Genomic DNA, 18,950 nt, shown 5'->3' on the forward strand with positions numbered 1-18,950 from the left:
GTGATGCCTATGTTGGCCTATTGAGCGGCAAAATTTAATTGCACTTCTTTAGGCTGACGGTGCATCCATTTAATGCGAAGGGCCAGAAGAACCGCGGCGGTGCTAAGACCGACAATGAAACCATACCAATAGCCGTGCGCGCCCATTGGTTCACCGACTAGGTTGGTTGAGCCAAGCACATAACCTAACGGTAGGCCGACCACCCAATAGGCAAAAAAGGTACGAATGAAGATGGATTTCATGTCTTTGTAACCACGCAGTGCGCCTGCTGCAACTACTTGTACCGTGTCACTAAATTGATAAATTGCCGCCAGTAACAATAGCTGTATGGAAATCGAGGTCACGGCTCTATTGTCGGTATAAAGATCGGCAATATTCTCTCTAAATAATACCGTCAGAACTGCGGTGATAGCGGCCAATGCTAGGCCAACTAAAATGGCAACATGAGTGGCAATTCTCGCGCCTTCAACGTCATCTTCACCTAATTTATGTCCAATACGAATGCTTACCGCGCCGCCAATACTCATTGGGATCATAAACACCATCCCCGAAACGTTAATCGCAATTTGATGCGCCGCCACCACAATAGGGCCAAGCGGAGAAATTAACAGGGCAACAACTGCAAATAAGGTCACTTCAAAGAAGATGGCTAAGGCCACCGGTAAACCTAATTTGAATAAGCGATACTGCGCTTTAAGATTGGGTTTATTCCAAGCATCAAACAGCCCGATTTTAGACAGTCTTTTTGAGGTAATGGTATAAGTGAGTAGCATGGCGAACATTAGCCAATAGACAATCGTAGTTGCCACGCCACAGCCAATGCCGCCTAACTCGGGAATGCCTAACTTGCCATACACAAAGATATAGTTGAGAGGGATGTTGATTAACAGCCCGGCAAAGCCGATGAACATGGCCGGTTTTGTTAAAGACATACCGTCTGTGAAACTGCGCAAGGTTTGAAAAAATAAAAATGCGGGCACTGCGGGTAACATGGCGTACATGTAACCGGTGGTAATGTCTGCCATGGTGGCATCGACATCCATTAGCGTGAGGATATTACTGGTTTGCAGTAGGACAATGGCAATAGGAAAGCCAATTAAAACCGCTAAATACGCACCTTGCTGAATTTCGTTGGCTATTTTGTGCTGGTGGCCTCGGCCGTTAAGTTGAGCAACGATAGGGATTAATGCCATCAATACGCCAATGCCAAACAAGATTGACGGTAACCAGATGCTAGAAGCGATGGCAACGGCTGCCATATCGGTAGCACTCACGCCACCTGCCATAATCGTATCCACAACGCCCATGCCCGTTTGGGCTATAGAAGCAATAAGAATGGGGGTCGCCAGTTTTATTAGACTCTTAGCTTCTTTTTGGTAACGGTGCACTACATTGCTCTCACTATGGTTTTTGCGTGAATATATGGTTTTGGCGTGAATAGTAATACCAAATGCCAAGTGGTGCTATATTTTTGTGATGCTTGTTTCTGTGATACTCGTCGCTATATCTTAAAGTACTGATCTCCATGGTATACTCACGGCAATATCAACACTATCGAGGGATAATTATGTTTACTGGGATTGTTCAAGCAACGGCGAAAATCGTATCCATTACAGCAAAACAAGATTTTCAAACTCATGTTCTTGAATTGCCAGAGCAACTGAGCCACAACATCAATATAGGGGCCTCGATTGCGCATAATGGTTGCTGTTTGACCGTGACAAAGATTGAAGGTCTACAGGTTCAATTTGATCTTATGAAAGCGACCTTAGATCTGACTAACTTGGGTGAGCTAGAAGTTGGGGATGCAGTCAATGTGGAGCGAGCGGCGCGATTTGGTGATGAAATTGGTGGGCACAATATGTCCGGTCATATCTCTGGCACGGTGGTGATCACTAAAATTGAACGCACAGCAAACAATCAAAGCATTTGGTTTGAAGCTGACGAAAACAGCATGCGCTACATATTGAAAAAAGGCTATATCGGCTTAGATGGTTGCTCACTGACGATTGCTGAAGTTAAAGACAATCAATTTAGCGTAAACTTAATTCCAGAAACATTAACTCGAACCTTGTTTGGTCAGCGACAAATTGGAGATCGAGTCAACCTTGAAGTTGATCCTCAAACTCAAGCCATCGTTGATACCGTTGAGCGCGTGTTAGCAACTAAAGCTCTTTAAATACCGTGCTAAATAGCCGTTCTTTAAAATATTTGCTCATCATCAGCGTCAATGGTTAGGTCCACTTTATCTCTTACTTCATCAAGTTGTACGCTGAGATGGATAGGGTGGCAACAGGCAGGGCAATCATCATAAAAATCTTGGTTGCCTTGTGTGGTATCAATTGGAACCTGAATATGCCCACCGCAGTGTGGACAAGATATGGGTCTTTCTGCGTAATTTTTCATCTTAATTACTCCTAACACGGGTGTTTAGTTGCACTTGTGATTAGTTCACTGGTGATTAGTTGCTACGCCGTTTGTTTGAGTAGTTCGTCTATCCGTTGTTGAGTCTCGTTTATGTAGTGCCCTGCAAATAAGTTGCAGTGATTTAATATGTGATAAAGATTGTAGAGGGGTTTGCGCTCCTCATAGCCATCAGGTAGAGGCCTAATACTGTTGTATCCTTGATAGAAGGCATCAGGAAAACCGCCAAAAAGCTCGCTCATGGCGATGTCACATTCTCTGTCTCCCCAATAACATGCGGGATCGTAACAAATTGGACCAAAAGGTGCTTCGGCGCAGTTGCCGTACCATAAATCGCCGTGAAGCAAAGCTGGCTTTGGATGATGATTGGATAACACTGAAATAACACTGGCAATGATCTCTTCGTGATCGCCAAAGTTAATGCCTTTTTCTTTTAATAGCTGCAATTGCCAGCCGATTCTCTGCTCGGCGAAGAAGTTGGCCCATTTCTTTTGCCAGCGGTTAGGTTGCAGGGTTGTGCCTATGTAATTGTCTTGATCAAACCCATACTCTTGCTGATCCCCCCACGAATGTAGCCGAGCCAAATCTGTGCCAAATTGAAAACAGGCTTCATGATTTGATAGTGGGTGAGTAGGAAGGTAATTCAGGATTAAAAACGAAGCGTCTTTGCTCGAACCAAAGTGCACTATCTCCGGTACAGAGACAGTGTTGGTCGATTTTAACTGAGTGAGGTTGTCGATTTCTGCGGTAAAGTTATTTAGGAAAGCGCGGTTATTTAGCTTTACAAAGTAGCGCTGTTCGCCGTCGCTAATCATATAACTTTCGTTAATACTGCCTGATGTGAGTCGAATTTTTTCTTCAATCTTAAACTCGAACATTAAAACATCAGAAAGTTGCTGTGTAATTGCCTGCCACATATAACGCCCCCTCACTTTATGCCTCTACTAGTTAGTTTAGGCTAAATCTAAAAAGGGGTGAGTTATAGTGTGAGATTACCTCGTTTGGATCAATATAAGCACTAAGGCGTTACTCTACGCACCTATATAGATCCATATTTATGCGTCTATTCTATGCGCCTGATTTGCCAAAATGCATCTGACCAATAAGGGGAGTCGATTCTTGAAATTATCACGCCTTTGGATGTGGATGCATGCATAAAACTATTATCGTCAATATAGATACCGACATGGCGAGTTCTAAAGCTGGTTTTGAAAAAGACTAAATCGCCAAAGCGTCTGTCTTTATAAGCAATCTCTCTTCCCACTTGGCTTTGTAATGCAGTGGTGCGGGGGATCTGATGATGAAACAACTGGCTAAAGGCGGTTTGGGTAAATGCCGAGCAATCGATGCCATTTCTTGATGTTCCGCCGAGTCTAAATGGGGTGTGGTGCCAGGTTTTATAAAAGTGGAATAATTGGTCACTTTTTTTCGACGACACTTGGTTATCCAGTTGATGTGTAATGGTGTGCATGTTTACTTTAGCGCTAGGATCAGAATCTGGACCTGATGCACAAGCGGTTAAAAAGAATAGGCAAACAATCGTGAGCAGCGAACGGGTGCTGGGATTCGGCATTACTGATTCCTAAAGGGCTGAGTGAGCATTTTATCAATACGTTGCTCTTGTGGACGGCGAAATTGTGAGATTCCGATATGCATACTTTTATGACCCAACTTAGGTTGAGCTTGATAGCTGTTAAATAGATGATCCCAAGTAGACAGAAAAAAACCATAGTTAGAGTCAGTCTCAGAGCGAATGGTTGAATGATGAACACGGTGCATATCTGGGGTAACAATAATGCGCCGAATAAGCGCATCTATCTTACTTGGCAGACGAATATTACTGTGATTAAACATGGCGCTGGCATTCAACATGATCTCAAAGACAATAATAGCGATGACGGGAATACCCAAACTGACGGTAACGGCTATTTTGATGACCATTGATAAACCGATTTCAATGGGATGAAAACGCGCACCGGTTGTCACATCAATATCTTGATCGGCGTGATGTACTTTATGCAAACGCCACAGCAGCGGCATGCTATGAAACAGACGATGTTGCCAGTATATCACGCAGTCTAATATCAGTACGCACGCAATGATGGCAATCAAGGGGGCAATCGCCAGTTGATTAAACAGCCCAATCTGTTGCTGGTGGGCCCACATAGCCGCCTCTATCGCAAGCAGTGGCATGGTTAGATAAATAAGCAGTGAGTTTAGCCCTGTTAGGCCTAAGTTATTTGCCCAGCGCACAGGCTTAGATTGTGACAGTTTACGCCTAGGTTTGAAATATTCCGCTAATGCACATGTTAATAGCACAGTGACAAAAATACTCATCCTTAATGATGCAATATCCATTAATTATTTTCTCCTAGGTGATGACAAGCAATGCTTGCTTCATTACTCTTAGTTTCTTTTGCGAGGCAGGATAAGTAATGCGTGTACATGCCGTTCACCAATTAGTGGAATATAGACTGAGTCAATCAACCAAGCCCTTTAGTGCTCGCGGATCTAAGGTTGATCGTTGCTCGTATTGTCGTATTGCGCAGCAGCACTGCATTTGCCCTTATCAATCTAAACCGCAGTCTGGGTTGGCAGTATTACTGATCTATTCTGAGAATGAAGTGTTAAAGCCCAGTAATACCGGACGTCTTATTGCTGACATCTGTGATGATGTTCATGCCTATCAATGGAGCAGGACAGAACCTACGCCGGAGATGTTGGCGCTGCTAAAAAACGAACAGTATCAGCCAATTCTAGTGTTCCCAGAAGATTATTTGTTTGATTCTAATGAAGTTATATCAAGAGACAATGAATTTTTAACTGCCAATAAGATCCCGCTGTTTATTTTTCTTGATGCAAGTTGGCGTGAAGCTCGTCGAATTTATCGAAAATCGGACTATTTGCACCATCTTCCGGTGATGTCTATTCAGCCAGAGAAGATATCGGAATACGTCATGAGAAAATCGGATCATGAGCAGCATCTTGCAACTTGTGAAGTGGCCGCATTGGTGTTTAGTGAATTTAATTTTGATGACGCAAGTACGCAACTTCAAGGGTGGTTTGAAGTATTTAAAGAGAGCTACATGCTCAGTAAAACTCGTGAGAAACGAGATTTTAGCCGTCCTGTGCTGACTCGTTATCTTTCAAAATGATTGTTCGCTTTCAAAATTAGACACTTAGCTCACACAGTTGAACGCAGTTTGCTGTATTAAAATACACACAGTGCATTTTATGGCAGTCATCACGGTATGTAGGCTATAAGATCGAGATAATAAAAACTATTTTAAGGAATTTAAGTAGTTAGGAAGGAGATTGATGATGTTTTACGGCTTTGATGTTGGCGGAACCAAAATAGAATTTGGGGCATTTGATGAAAGCTTACAGCGTATTGCCACTGAGCGTGTGCCAACTCCGGGGGATGATTACCCAAAGCTTGTTGAAACATTAGCCTCACTTGTTGAAAAGTACGATGCGCAGTTTGGCGTACAAGGATTGATAGGCTTTGGTCTTCCTGGCATGGAAGATCCGAAAGACAATACCATCTTAACGGTGAATGTCCCTGCGGCTAAAGGGAAGCCTTTACGCGCCGATCTTGAGGCTCGCATCGGTCGTAGCGTCAAAATCGAAAACGATGCCAACTGTTTTGCGTTATCAGAAGCGTGGGATGATGAGTTAAAAGACGAAGACTCTGTTATGGGCCTTATTCTAGGCACCGGATTTGGCGGCGGAATTATCCATAAAGGCAAGGTATTCTCTGGCTGTAATCATGTCGCAGGGGAAGTAGGCCATACACGTTTGCCTATCGATGCATGGTTTCACTTAGGTGACAATGCGCCGCTATTAGATTGTGGCTGTGGTAAAAAAGGTTGTCTGGATAGCTACTTATCAGGTCGCGGCTTTGAGTTGATTTACGCCCATTACTTTGGCGAAAGCAAAAAAGCGATCGATATTATTAGCGCTTATAACGACGGTGAGGAAAAAGCGCTGCAACACGTTGAGCGTTTCATGGAATTACTGGCGATTTGCTTTGCGAACATCTTCACTGCTTACGACCCACATGTAGTAACTTTAGGCGGTGGCTTGTCTAATTTTGAACTGATTTATGAAGAAATGCCAAAGCGCATTCCTAAGTATCTATTATCAGTTGCTAGCTGTCCTAAAATTGTTAAAGCCAAACACGGTGATTCTGGTGGTGTCCGCGGCGCGGCGTTCTTAAATATTGCGTAAATTGAATCTGATTAATCAGTAAAGAACACATCAGATAGAGAAAAGGCTAGAGCATACTTTTGCTTTAGCCTTTTTTTATTCTTTATGAATGTAGCTACGAATGCAGCAATTACGAATATAGCAATTGTGAATATAGTAATTGTGAATATAGTAATTGCGAATATAGTAATTAGCTTGTCTTTTAGCAGAGCTATCAGTGTGCTTAAAACGGATCAAGATGATGACTTATCATTTTTAGAATAAGAAAGGTGATACTGCTTGAGTTGGCAGTCCTTAGCATTGTGAGAATAGAGGTTTTTGGCAGAGTAGATCGCATTGTGAGAGCAGATACAATTAGCGTTGTTTATATTGATTAAATGAATGGAAGTTGTTAATTACTTGCTCTTATTCATGCTGTAAATGTAATTTTCAGTGCTAATGTCAGCAAAATGTTCGCAAACATCTACAAATTTCTCTGTGACTTTGCTATAAACACGCTTCAAATTTCCATGCCGTGTTAGACGCAGTGAATAGAGGAATCATTTAATGAGACTTGCACATAAACGTAAAGTGCAGATGAAATTGCAAAAAAGCATTAAAACAAATGCTAGCAACTCATCATCTAAGCCATCAACAGCTCCAAAGAAGCCAAGTGCAGCAGTAAAAGCGACTCAAGCTCCAGTTGTTGATACACCTGTAGTAGAAGCTCCTGTCGTTGCTACGACAGTGAAGGCTGATACAACTTGCGATACAGCAGTCACTGCGATTGCTTTGACACCAAAGCAACAACAAGTATTAGACGTTGTAATGGCAAATACTGATGGAATCAATTCTAAAGGTATTGGTTTAGCTGCAGGTCAAGAAGAGTCTAAAGCGGCATCTTGGGCAACCGGCGCTCTTAAAAAACTGTTAACTGAAAATCTTGTACAAAAAGAGCAGCTTGCGGGTAATAAAGTCATTTATAAGCCAGCTTAAGCCTTAACAGGATCAATGTTAGTTAATGCCTCGACTTGTCGGGGCATTTTTGTTTCTGGTGTATAGAGGCGTGAGCGTTCTACAAAATCAGACGAAGTACTATTTAATACCAATCGTAGTAAATCTCTGATCAGCCTAGCTGGTTAAAACACTTGATAACCGCGTTGAAATTTTTGATTGTAGAATAACTACTTATCAAAAATATTCGCCTTGTTCTCAAGTGTTTTTCCTGCGCTATTTCTGATCATTTACTTACTGTGATTGGTATAATTCGTGTAAACACCTGTTATTTAGTTGATAATCACACATGCATAATTGCGCATGTATGCGTTTATGGTAATGTCATACACAATAGTTAAATTTCAACTAATCCAGAGAAAATGCATGATGAAAGTAACAGTGAGCAGTCTAACCAAGTGGTGTGCATATAGTCATATGTTTAAGGTGTTGTCTGCTTTGATTAATGGTGGCGACATTTCAGATCAAACTAGAGCAGGACGAAACATTGCCTTGCTGGGTTTATTTTGTCCGTTCTTCTGGTATGCCTTATTTACTGGGGCCAATAAAGCCGAACTTACCTTTCACGCCTTACATTCAGGCGTCGTCTTCTTGATTGGTATTGTGATCATGTTTTTCAGTTTAAGGCATAAGAAAGAGTCATAGATGGATATTCAATATTTAGATGCATTAAAGGCATTGGCTGAACCGCATCGGTTAAAGCTTTTTTGGTTATTAATTCATGTCGACCAGAAAATTACGGTTGCGGAAGCAATGGATGTGACAGGCCAAACTCAATATAACGTATCAAGAAATTTAAAAATGTTATTTAAAGTGGGTTTATTGACTCAACAAAAAAGAGGTAAGTGGGTCTATTATACGCTGGCAAAGCAACACCAAGAACACTGGTTATCTTTAGTTGAGTCAGTGCGTTATTTACCCAAAGCGGATTTTAAAGAAGAAACCCGCCGCTGTCACACTCGCCTTACAATGCGCGTCAATGGAGAGTGCGTGGTTGGTCCAAGCAGTCAACAGTGGATTGAATTTGATGGTTAAAACACTTGATGCTTAACAAGGGTGTTGAGTTTGTAGAATAATCATTCAAATGCTGGTGGCATTTTAAGGCAAAGTGCCAAAAACACGTGCTACTGTATATTTATACAGTAGCACGTGTTTTGGTAACAAAAAAGAGCCATCAGGCTCTTTTTATTGATTACTTTGTCTGCCCTAAATAGGACTACTTCTTACCAATTGGTCGGTTTTCTTTGGCTTTGAGAGTAATTTTGCCAAAGCCCAGTTTTCTAAAGTAGTTATCGCGGTAATCGCGAGTCGCCTTGGTATCTGAAATGGCTTCTATTTGCTGTTCCATAACAAGAAATTCTTTAATATCAATGCCTTCAGCGTCAGCGACAGCTTCATGGATATTGCGAAATTGCTGATAAGAGAACAGTAATTCTTTGTGTTCTTTGTTGTATACGTATTGAATTGTTCTTGCCATGATTATCTCGATAATTGTTCTGATGTCATAAGGATTAACTTGCTAATGTATTCACTGCGATTCGCGGTGGGGTGATAGCGTTCTTTTTAAATTCCTTCATGACACGTAATGTGATGTCGGTTTCAAACAGTTTCTCATATCCCGTGTCCACAACATAGGCTTTACAGGTTAATTGTATCGCCAAGTAGTTATCAGTAATGGTCTGCTTTACCAATACAACGACTGGTTTAGGCAGGTGGATATAGCGGCTTGATGACGCCGCTTCTTGGATAAGGTTACGCGCAAGGTCAATGTCTTGGTCCATTCCCACATAGAAGGGAATAACCACCTGCATGTCGAGTGCACCGTAATTTCCGCTGACCGTCACTTCATTTAAGAATTTGTTGTTAGGAATGGTGATGATGTCATCATTGAGGGTACGCATCCTGACCGAACGCAATCCTATGGTAATAATGTCACCGTAGTTACCTTCAAAGGTGACACGGTCACCTACTTGGAAAGGGCGGTCAATCATGACCGTTAGACCGGCAATGAAAGAGGCAGCCAGATCTTTTAATGCGAAACCTACGGATACGGCAAGCGTACCGCCGATTAATGCGAGGATATGATCGTTGATTCTAAAGCTGATCATAAACACCACAATACCTGCGGTAATGTAGATAAAGAACTGTAAAAAGGACTGCGCTTTTTGCAGGATCATTCGATACTGCACGAACTGTGTGCTGACACTGGCAACCACAGAATCAATAAATCTCAGTAGCAACCATGTACAAGCAATAATCAGCACCGAAAATAAAACACCTCCCCAACGAACTAAGCTGGCAAAGTCTTGTATTGCAGCAACGTCAGGGACTTCCTGCATTGCAAAACTGAGGCTACTGAAGGAAATACTGAAAATAAAAAATAGAATTCTTAGCATGTTATTTAACCAGTAAATGTTGACGGTGAAGGACGTTAGTAATGTGACGATACCAATGGTCTGAAATTTTGGCTTTATCTTCACTCCAGTCTATGTAGCCACGGCTTTGGAAGTATCGCAACGTGCCTAATACCTCAGCGTGACTGAGTCTGGTACATTCAGAAAGTGCCTCTTGGCTTGCAACTTCCAATTGTACGATTGAGCGTAATACTGCCAGCATAGGTTTAGGCATTTTTTCTAACTCTTCAGATTCTGGCGCGCGGAATAACCGAACCACAACAGCGTCGGTGGTTTTGTTTCTGCGCAGCGATAAACGAAAGAATCGTAATGCAACCGTTGGGTTACCATCGGCGTAGTGCCAAAGAATGCGATAGAAACCATTACGAGCTCTATCTTCTTCACTGATGTTGTCATTGTCCCATTGTTTAGGCACGACTAATCCATCAAATGAGACGTGATGCTCGTCAGTTTGATTAATTCGAGACGCTAATAGCATTGCAACTTGAGCTTCACTCCAGTTTGGAAGAAAAGACACCCAGTCAAACAACAAGCGCTCTCCACGTGCTCTATCAACAAAGCGCCAACTGGCTTTTTCTATAGCCAGTACTGCGCGGTGATTCTTTTTAGAACGACGCAATAGGTTTGTAAATTTTAATAGCCCAGCAAGCCCGCCAACCATTGGTTTAACAAGGCGCTGGCCATTATCTAAGGCAATCAGATAGTTCTCATTACTTTTTCGCAGATGATTAAGGATCTGAATTTCACCGACATCTCGGTTAAGCCCAAGCTTCTCTGCAAACTCTTCCATTAGCTCTGTGTATCCAGCATAAGGACAGTTGAGATAAATAGGGGTAGCGTTTTTCACCTTAAATAACAGCTGCTTTAAAAAGGTGGTTGTACCGATACCGCGCTCACCTGAGATCACACATACCGCAGGGCTATTAGACAGAACATAGCTAGAGATTAATTTAAACTCGTTAGAAGCATAATCAATCAAAGTACTGTCTTCGTGTCCCGGGGTAATGTACTGAAACAGTTCATCTCCTTTGATGCGCACAAAGTTTTGTGACTGTAATTCGGTTTCATTTTGCTTGGCTACTTCAATTTTAAATAGGTAGGCAAGGCCTTGGCTAAAGAAAGTATATTGAGAGAGCTTTGATACAATAATGGACTGGCAAGTGCTTTTGATGATCCACACAATCCCGACCACAGTTGCGCCGATGTTTAATAGAAAGGTGTTTTCATTTTTCTCAGCCCATACCACCCATAAAGGTTTGTCTGAGGCTTTACTGACTCGGCGAAATACAATAGGGCGCCATTTGCGTAGAATTTTCAAAGTGATCAATACGAACCAGAAAAAGACTAGGCTGGATATCCAATAATAGATGGTGCCTTTACCTACCATGCGTTCCGATATCTGTAAAATAACGCCAACGAAAATAAAGCTCCATATATACCAACGAATGGTCGATAGGCGTAAAGAGATGATCTCCTTGCTTGAGGTTCGGCTATTACGGTAGGCAAATTCTAAGATAAAGCTGATGGCAATTGAGCCACCTAAAATCCACCAAGTAAAGATTTCAAGAACAATCAGTTGGCTAAGGCTTGGTATGGTTGAGAGCACCCGCAGTGAAAGCGTGATGGCAATTAATACTGCAATCGCTCTGTGAGCTCGGCTTATATACCAAATTAGACGAATCCATAATGGTGGACGAGTGCCATTTTCTAGCTGAACGTTTTTAAAACCTTCGATAAAACGTTTGCTGTTGGCAAGCCACCAAGTAAGAACAAAGTAAATAAACAATACTTTTAATACTGCCCATACTAGAGGGACAGGGGAAATGAAGATGTCTTTCATCAGCAGTTTGAAACTGCGTATCTGCAGATGAATTAAAAACTCACCATTAAGACGGGTGATATACCACTCTTGTTTAAATTGGGTAACACCAGAGGGACCAAACCCTGTCACCAGTTCTTGAGTCGCGTGACTGGAAAGTTTGATAAGGTCTTCTTTACTTTTACCCAGACTACGCAGTGTTAACCAAGTCTGCTCCGCTTCCTTCCAGTGTTTTTCACTGTCAGAATTACTGTAAGTATCAATTTGTGTAGCGAATTGATCAGCGTGTTTACGCTGCTCATTGATCACCGCTTCCATTAATTGATTGACTTTTTCCTTGTCGGCTCGCCCCATAAATAAGGGTTCTGGGACGTTATCTACTTCAGCCGCAATTTTGCTTGCAACCTCATCAATCTGAGGTTCATCAGCCAGATTATATTCCCACTTTGCTTGAGCACTAAATGACAACAGCATTAAAATAAGGGGTAAGAGAAAGTGTTTAGCTCGCATGATTCTCACTTGTTAGTTTGTTCCATGCAAAGTTTAGTGCAGATGCGGTCTGATACGAAATTTTTTTAAAGAAAACATTGAATTACATGCAATGCATTTTGCTAAAAGTTGAGAACTGTGTCTCTTTATTAAATCCATGTATGAGTGCTAGTCTTAATTAACAACTCATTAGCATCTTAAAAGGCTTCATGATGGTATTCGCATACAAAAACATAGTTATACTGACTGGGGCTGGCATATCGGCAGAGTCGGGTATTCAAACATTTCGCGCCCAAGATGGTTTATGGGAAAACCACCGTATTGAAGATGTTGCCACCCCTGAGGGTTTTGCTAAAGATCCCATATTGGTGCACTCGTTTTATAATATGCGCAGGCAAATGTTGTTGTCTGAGAATATCCAAGCCAATGCTGCCCATCTAGCGCTAGGGGAACTGGAACGTAATCTAAACGGAAAAGTGACTGTGGTGACACAAAACATCGATAACCTCCATGAGAGAGGCGGTACGCAAAATATCATTCATATGCATGGAGAACTGCTTAAAGCACGTTGCAGTGAATCCGGTCAGGTGGTCGATCAGATGGATGATCTTAATGACGGCGACTTGTGTCATTGCTGTCAAATCCCTCAGCAGATGCGTCCACACATTGTTTGGTTTGGAGAAATGCCACTGCAAATGGATAAAATTTACGCCGCTATCGAGGAGGCTGATTTGTTCATTTCGATTGGCACTTCAGGCGTCGTATATCCTGCTGCGGGTTTTGTGCATGATGCTAAACTGCACGGAGCGCACACCATTGAAGTGAATTTGCAGCCAAGTGCGGTTGAAAGTGAGTTTGCTGAAAAGCGTTACGGGCCTGCCAGTATTGAGGTGCCAAAGCTTGTTGCGGAGTTACTGTCTTAATGACGCGCCGCTATTGCCAATTGTTAGTCTAACTGGAACGAATTTTTCTGATAATTCAGGGTGTTAAAAGGTATAAAAAGCAAGCAGATCATACCAAACACCCAATATATACTTGTTAAGTGATGTGTGCATAGGCTTAAGGCTATGCCGTCGAGGCTGTTTACAGGTATACTGCGCCAGACACTTTTCTTTTAAAGGCAAGGACCTAAAGATTCAATGAGCGATCCGATAGAAAAAAACTTCAACCTAGGTGGAAGTATCGATAAAGCGTTAGCCGGAGATTTTGAGCTAAAACCGGTGAGTGTGATTACTGAGGCGTGGCAATTGACCATGCGCAACTTCCTGTCATTTTCACCTGCTGTGATTCTATTAATTGCGATTCAAGTTATTATCTTTATCGTCGCACTCAAATTTCAGATCGGGGATATATCTGAAATTTTGACTATGTTCCAAAGCCCTGAAACACTCGATCCTGCTATCTTCCAGTCCATATTTGTTGCTAACTTTAGTTTTGAAGTTGTGGCTGCTCCCATTTATGCGGGTGTAGCGCTAATGGCGATGAGTCATGCCGCTGGCCTAAGTACACAAACAGGGCATATCACTAAAGGTCTGCAATTTATGTTGCCTGTTATCTTAGTGACCATGATCAACTTGTTATCTCAAGCGATAGCCGGTGCTTTATTTCCTCTGCTTTCTCTTTATTTGTCATTAGCGTTTAGTAACGCGATGCTGTTAGTGTGTGAAAAACGTCTTACTCCAGTAAAAGCACTATGGATTTCATTACGTGCTGTGAATAAACGTATTTTCTCTATTGCGGTTATTTATCTTGTGACCATGATGGCATTTCTGGCCGGCATGATGATGTATGGATTGGGATTAGTGGTTGCTGTGCCTTTCTTCTTTCATGCAAAAGGGATTATCTATCGCAATATGTTTGGTATTCGTTTGCAGGTTGTGGCTTCCTCTGAATCCCAGAATGCAAACACGGAAACAGAACAAGATAATCACTCTAATGATGACAACTCTGGCCCTAAATCGGGTTCAGCTGGTGGCTCGAACACATTTGACGCATAGGAATGGATTTATAATGAAACGTCAATGGTGGACGCCTTTTATCATGGCTGTTGGACTGTCCTGTATTGGGCTTGCGTCGCAGGTTCATGCCGAAGACTATATGTTTACTTACAGCAAATTGTATTCTCCGCTAAAACATAACTTGGAATTACAAGACCAAGATGTGAAAGTCGGGCTGTTCTTTACCAACTTTGCCACTATGCAGCCTTGCTCAATTGAGAGAGCTTGGATGGAAAAAGAACAGCATCATGAAGTGCTTAATATCAGTGATAATGGTGAAGTAAATGTGCCAATGGATCGCAACTTAAAAAGCGCGAATCCGTTGGTTTATATCCATACTCAAAAAGACGCAAGATGTGATTATTCTCTAGTGGTTTTAACTAAACAGCCATTTGTTGGTGAGATTAGTCATTCTAAATTGCAGCACACCACCACCCAAATGTCAGCCGTTTTAGGGGCGTTAGGTGGCATGTTCTCAAGTTGGTTTGCGCCAGATATTGAGGGTGTTACGTTAGAGTTTAAACCGAATACAATTAACGAAGTGAATTTATCTAACGGTAAAGTGATTACCGTTAATGAGCAGGGCAAAGCGATCCTTACATTGTCTGATCTTAATGGCGGCGTGAGCGCAACGTTACCGATAGAAACGCAACGAGTCATGCCTTACATTCAAAAGTAGCTGATTTATTGTTGAAGCACATCTAAGCGTTTATTTTCATATAGAGCTAAGTTGATATAATTCACTTAGCTCTTTTTTCATTCTGATTTTGTCGAACGGTACGGGCTAATATCAAGTTAACTCTTGTTTAGTGGTAAAGTTAAGCTGCGCATATTTAATCATCTTCAAAAAGTCCGTATAATTCCCGCCTTAAAGTACTAAGTTAAAAACGGCATCGTTATGATGCGTTATGTGAGCAAGCAATGAGCCAAATAGACACAAGAAAAGAAACACTTGAATTAAACAAGCTGCAAAAACGCCTACGCCGAAATGTCGGTAATGCCATTATTGATTACAACATGATCGAAGAAGGTGATGTGGTAATGGCGTGCATCAGCGGTGGTAAAGACTCCTTTGCAATGCTTGATATTTTACTTCAATTGCAAAAAGTTGCGCCTATTAAGTTTGAAGTTGTTGCGGTTAACTTAGATCAAAAACAGCCGGGTTTCCCAGAGCATATCTTGCCGGACTATTTCGAAACACTGAATACGCCTTACTACATCGTGGATAAAGACACTTATTCTGTTGTTAAAGAAAAAATCCCAGAAGGCAAAACAACCTGTGGTTTATGTTCTCGTTTACGCCGCGGCACCTTGTATTCGTTTGCTGAAAAAATTGGCGCGACCAAAATTGCTCTAGGTCATCACATGGATGACATTGTTGAGACACTGTTTTTAAACATGTTTCACGGCGCACGCATTAAAGCGATGCCACCAAAGCTTCGCTCGGATGATGGTCGTAATGTTGTGATTAGACCGCTGACTTATTGCCGCGAAAAAGATTTGATTGCATACGCAGAACATCGCGAATTCCCAATCATTCCTTGTAATCTCTGTGGCTCTCAAGAGAAGCTAGAAAGAAAATCAATCAAAGCAATGCTCATTGATTGGGATCATAAGACACCAGGGCGAGTCGAGCGAGTCTTTAAATCCATACAAAATGTCAGCCCAAGTCAGTTAGCGGATAAAGAGTTATTTGATTTTGTAAACTTGCCTATCGATAGGCAAGGAGAGCGTGAAGAGTATGAATTTACCGAGGCGACCGTGTCTTCAACGAATATTGATTCAACCATTGATGAATCGTTGTTTATTGATGTTACGCACGTGTAGATAGCACTCGATTGATATGATCTAAAAACTAAAAGGCCTGACTTAGATTGAGTATCTAAATCAGGCCTTTTTCTATTTATTTCGTATAGCTAAACACGGTTACTGAGAAGCAACTTGATCTTATTCATCAATTTCCATTAACAGGATCAAGAGGGCTTATATAACCTTTTGGTTTGAGTGCTAAAACATCACAGTTGATATGGTCAATAATATTTTCTGCAGTGTTACCTAAGAATACAGCTGAAAGGCCTGTTCTTCCTGAGGTACCGACTACAACCAAACCAGCGCCAATTTCTTTGGCCACTTTTGGAATGACATCTTGTGGTAAACCTTGCTCTACAACGGTTAACTCTTCAGGAATTGAATACTGTTGTCTTAGTGCTTTCATTTCTGTTAAATGATGACCTCGCACAGAGTCAGTATAAATTGTTGGATCAAATTCAGGCAATTCAACAGTGATGTTAGGTGGCGTCATAGGGTAGGAATTCACCAGATGTAATGTTGCATCTAGGCGGCCAGAGATATCAATGGCTTGCTCTACCATTCTGTGATTTAGATCCAAGTGAACTTCGACTTCCGAACCCACATGCACAGAAACAACAACGTGACCTTTTTCTGGCCAATTATGATTCTTAACCAGTAACACAGCACAAGGTGCTTTTCTTAATAAGTGCCAATCGGTAGGTGTGAATAACACTGATTCAAGAAGATCATGTTGACGTGTTGTTTTTACAACAAGTTCATAATTCTTGTCGAAAACTTCGGCAATAATGGCTTCATAAGGACGGTTGTGCCACACGACCTTTATATCAAGCTCGATGTGCTCGTCGTCTCGGTAAGGAGCGGCGATTTCCTTCATCCACTGTTCACGTTGATGAATGACTCCTGCACGCATAGCATTGCGTTCATCAGGGGAGAGCATTGAAGTCATTTCATAGGAGAAATCGTAAATAGCTAAGAAGAATGTGATTTTACTTGGTGACTTACTTTTCTTACCAATTTTCATTGCTCGAGCTAGAGCTGGCTGTTGTTCCGTGTCGATATTGGCAACAACTAAGATATTGTTGTAAATACTCATAGACCACCCATTATGTTTTGTTAGCGACTAAGTACACTATATCTGCGTGAAAATAAAAGTGCCAGAATACAATCTAAGATTAGCCGAAAAAGGGGATGATTATTAGTGATTTAGAACAAATAAATAAAGAATTTGAAGTGACTCAAACAAGAGTCACTTCATCGGTAGGAATTGAGTTTAGCTGCGGCTCGCGCCTGCAAGCTTAGCAAGAGCATCATGATCGTTGATCGTAATGTATTTACCTTTAACCGCCAAAATATCCGATTTTTGGAAGCGACCTAGCAAGCGACTAATGGTTTCGACCGTAAGACCTAGGTAATTACCGATATCACCACGGGTCATGGTTAAACGGAATTCACGAGGGCTAAAACCACGTTTTGAGAAGCGCTCAGATAGGTTATAAAGGAATGCGGCTAAACGTTCTTCTGCATTTTTCTTTGAAAGAAGCAGAATCATGTCTTGATCGCCTTTAATCTCGCTACTCATTAAGCGCATGATTTGTTGACGAAGCTTTGGCATTTTCCCTGACAGATCATCAAGTATTTCGTAAGGTATTTCGCATACCATCGACGTTTCTAAAGCTTGTGCAAAGCTTGGATGACTTTGAGTATTGATAGCATCAAAACCCACTAAGTCTCCTGCTAGATGAAAGGCTGTAATTTGTTCATCGCCTTGCTCTGTAATGGTGTAACTTTTGATCGTACCAGAGCGAATGGCGTACAAAGACTTCAATTCATCACCGGCTTTAAAGAGCTCTTGGCTTTTTTGAATTGGCTTTTTACGCTCTATAATTTGGTCGAGCTGATCCAACTCTGAATCATTGAGAGTAAAGGGGATGCACAGCTGTGAAATGCTACAGTCTTGGCAGTGAATAGCACAACCACCTGACTGTATACGTTTTGTAGCTTGTTTTTCAGTACTAATAATCATACTTTCTATACAGACATAAAATTGATATACGTCAAGATACTAGCAGTTTTAGTGAAAAATAGATAGCAGTATAATTAGTAAGGGTGTTATGGAGATCGCAAAACCTTACTGAAAAAGGGGTATAGTTAAAAGGGAATATATGCCATAGACAATCATCAAACTGCCTGTGATGCGTCGAATGATAGGGTTTCGAATAACACTGGCAAACTGGCTTGACCCCGTTCCTACTATTAACATAGCAGGCAGAGTGCCCAAGCCGAAACATCCCATTATTAACAAGCCATTGAGAGCGCTACCAGAAACGGCAGCCCAACTTAGCATCGAATAAACCATCCCACATGGAATCCATCCCCAGATCATGCCTACAGGGTAGGCGTAACCAATTGAGCGGAGGGGGAGCATCTTAGCGGCAGCAGGCGCGATAAACTTCCAAAGAGTCTGCCCAAGTTTTTCAATTTTTAATAATCCATTCCACCACTGAGCTAAATAGAGCCCTAAAAGAACGATCATTAGCGCGGCAATGGCACGTAATATGGACAACAGATGAGTTGATTGAAATAGGTTCACGCTATTGGCCACCGCGCCGCCAATCAGTGCACCAATGATTAAGTAGGAGGAAATGCGTCCTAGGTTATATAAGGCAGTCACAGCAAATGAGTTGTGACGTCCGTTTAACGCCACAGCACTTGCAATGCCACCACACATACCTAAACAGTGGCCTGCACCTGCAAGCCCTATAAGAAAAGCACCAACCCAATCAATGTTCACCA

General features: G+C 41.8%; 21 protein-coding genes. 10 read left to right on the top strand and 11 right to left on the bottom strand.

Annotated elements, in window-relative coordinates:
* Positions 1–17: 17 nt before the first annotated feature.
* The gene (locus A9260_RS10995) at positions 18–1,424 is read right to left on the bottom strand and encodes an MATE family efflux transporter (RefSeq protein WP_156684045.1); all 1,407 of its coding nucleotides are present in this window, start codon (positions 1,422–1,424) and stop codon (positions 18–20) included.
* 143 nt (positions 1,425–1,567) lie between these two features.
* Here A9260_RS10995 and A9260_RS11000 point away from each other — a divergent pair, with 143 nt between their 5' ends.
* Complete coding sequence (locus A9260_RS11000; protein ID WP_068698930.1) at positions 1,568–2,179, top strand: riboflavin synthase; 612 nt, start codon at positions 1,568–1,570, stop codon at positions 2,177–2,179.
* A gap of 23 nt (positions 2,180–2,202) precedes the next feature.
* Here the strand turns inward: A9260_RS11000 and A9260_RS11005 are convergent, their stop codons facing one another.
* From A9260_RS11005 to A9260_RS11020, 4 genes are all read right to left on the bottom strand, one after another.
* Positions 2,203–2,406, bottom strand: a complete 204-nt coding sequence (locus tag A9260_RS11005) for a CPXCG motif-containing cysteine-rich protein (protein WP_068698931.1) — start codon at positions 2,404–2,406, stop codon at positions 2,203–2,205.
* Between the two features lie 62 nt (positions 2,407–2,468).
* On the bottom strand, positions 2,469–3,341 hold the full coding sequence (locus A9260_RS11010; RefSeq protein WP_068698933.1) for a fructosamine kinase family protein: 873 nt from the start codon (positions 3,339–3,341) through the stop codon (positions 2,469–2,471).
* 146 nt (positions 3,342–3,487) lie between these two features.
* Complete coding sequence (locus A9260_RS11015; RefSeq protein WP_068698935.1) at positions 3,488–3,997, bottom strand: C40 family peptidase; 510 nt, start codon at positions 3,995–3,997, stop codon at positions 3,488–3,490.
* On the bottom strand, positions 3,997–4,782 hold the full coding sequence (locus A9260_RS11020) for a sterol desaturase family protein (protein WP_068698936.1): 786 nt from the start codon (positions 4,780–4,782) through the stop codon (positions 3,997–3,999). The genes A9260_RS11015 and A9260_RS11020 overlap by 1 nt, the downstream gene beginning before the upstream one ends.
* A gap of 77 nt (positions 4,783–4,859) precedes the next feature.
* Between A9260_RS11020 and A9260_RS11025 the strand changes: the two genes are divergently transcribed.
* From A9260_RS11025 to A9260_RS11045, 5 genes are all read left to right on the top strand, one after another.
* Complete coding sequence (locus tag A9260_RS11025) at positions 4,860–5,579, top strand: tRNA-uridine aminocarboxypropyltransferase (RefSeq protein WP_068698938.1); 720 nt, start codon at positions 4,860–4,862, stop codon at positions 5,577–5,579.
* Between the two features lie 166 nt (positions 5,580–5,745).
* Positions 5,746–6,654, top strand: coding sequence for an N-acetylglucosamine kinase (nagK, locus tag A9260_RS11030; RefSeq protein ID WP_068698940.1), 909 nt, complete (start codon positions 5,746–5,748; stop codon positions 6,652–6,654).
* Positions 6,655–7,179: 525 nt separating this feature from the next.
* Positions 7,180–7,608: a hypothetical protein gene (locus A9260_RS11035; protein WP_068698942.1), complete on the top strand. Its 429-nt coding sequence runs from the start codon at positions 7,180–7,182 to the stop codon at positions 7,606–7,608.
* A 384-nt stretch (positions 7,609–7,992) separates the two neighbouring features.
* Positions 7,993–8,271: a hypothetical protein gene (locus A9260_RS11040; protein WP_068698944.1), complete on the top strand. Its 279-nt coding sequence runs from the start codon at positions 7,993–7,995 to the stop codon at positions 8,269–8,271.
* Positions 8,272–8,661, top strand: coding sequence for an ArsR/SmtB family transcription factor (locus tag A9260_RS11045; RefSeq protein WP_068698946.1), 390 nt, complete (start codon positions 8,272–8,274; stop codon positions 8,659–8,661). It abuts the gene before it with no gap.
* Positions 8,662–8,842: 181 nt separating this feature from the next.
* On the opposite strand, the gene A9260_RS11050 is transcribed toward A9260_RS11045, so the two are convergent.
* From A9260_RS11050 to A9260_RS11060, 3 genes are read right to left on the bottom strand one after another with little or no spacing between them, the layout of a single operon-like run.
* A complete protein-coding gene (locus A9260_RS11050) occupies positions 8,843–9,103 on the bottom strand; it encodes a DUF2960 family protein (protein ID WP_068698947.1) in 261 nt (86 codons plus the stop codon).
* Between the two features lie 34 nt (positions 9,104–9,137).
* Positions 9,138–9,965, bottom strand: a complete 828-nt coding sequence (locus A9260_RS11055) for a mechanosensitive ion channel family protein (protein WP_306763834.1) — start codon at positions 9,963–9,965, stop codon at positions 9,138–9,140.
* Positions 9,966–10,023: 58 nt separating this feature from the next.
* A complete protein-coding gene (locus A9260_RS11060) occupies positions 10,024–12,369 on the bottom strand; it encodes an ATP-binding protein (protein WP_068698950.1) in 2,346 nt (781 codons plus the stop codon).
* A gap of 191 nt (positions 12,370–12,560) precedes the next feature.
* Here A9260_RS11060 and cobB point away from each other — a divergent pair, with 191 nt between their 5' ends.
* From cobB to ttcA, 4 genes are all read left to right on the top strand, one after another.
* Positions 12,561–13,271, top strand: a complete 711-nt coding sequence (gene cobB, locus A9260_RS11065) for a Sir2 family NAD+-dependent deacetylase (protein WP_068698952.1) — start codon at positions 12,561–12,563, stop codon at positions 13,269–13,271.
* 216 nt (positions 13,272–13,487) lie between these two features.
* Positions 13,488–14,345: a hypothetical protein gene (locus A9260_RS11070; RefSeq protein WP_068698954.1), complete on the top strand. Its 858-nt coding sequence runs from the start codon at positions 13,488–13,490 to the stop codon at positions 14,343–14,345.
* Between the two features lie 13 nt (positions 14,346–14,358).
* On the top strand, positions 14,359–15,024 hold the full coding sequence (locus A9260_RS11075) for a DUF2987 domain-containing protein (protein WP_068698955.1): 666 nt from the start codon (positions 14,359–14,361) through the stop codon (positions 15,022–15,024).
* A 242-nt stretch (positions 15,025–15,266) separates the two neighbouring features.
* Entirely contained in the window at positions 15,267–16,172 is a 906-nt protein-coding gene (gene ttcA, locus A9260_RS11080; RefSeq protein ID WP_068698957.1) for a tRNA 2-thiocytidine(32) synthetase TtcA, read from the top strand.
* Positions 16,173–16,299: 127 nt separating this feature from the next.
* On the opposite strand, the gene uspE is transcribed toward ttcA, so the two are convergent.
* The 3 genes from uspE to A9260_RS11095 form a co-directional block, all read right to left on the bottom strand.
* Positions 16,300–17,250, bottom strand: a complete 951-nt coding sequence (uspE, locus tag A9260_RS11085; RefSeq protein ID WP_068698959.1) for a universal stress protein UspE — start codon at positions 17,248–17,250, stop codon at positions 16,300–16,302.
* A gap of 177 nt (positions 17,251–17,427) precedes the next feature.
* Positions 17,428–18,180, bottom strand: coding sequence for an FNR family transcription factor (locus tag A9260_RS11090; RefSeq protein ID WP_373604478.1), 753 nt, complete (start codon positions 18,178–18,180; stop codon positions 17,428–17,430).
* Positions 18,181–18,285: 105 nt separating this feature from the next.
* On the bottom strand, positions 18,286–18,948 hold the full coding sequence (locus A9260_RS11095) for a sulfite exporter TauE/SafE family protein (protein ID WP_373604480.1): 663 nt from the start codon (positions 18,946–18,948) through the stop codon (positions 18,286–18,288).
* Positions 18,949–18,950: the final 2 nt, after the last annotated feature.

The sequence above is a fragment of the Vibrio sp. UCD-FRSSP16_30 genome (assembly GCF_001676025.1).
Classification (GTDB): domain Bacteria; phylum Pseudomonadota; class Gammaproteobacteria; order Enterobacterales; family Vibrionaceae; genus Vibrio.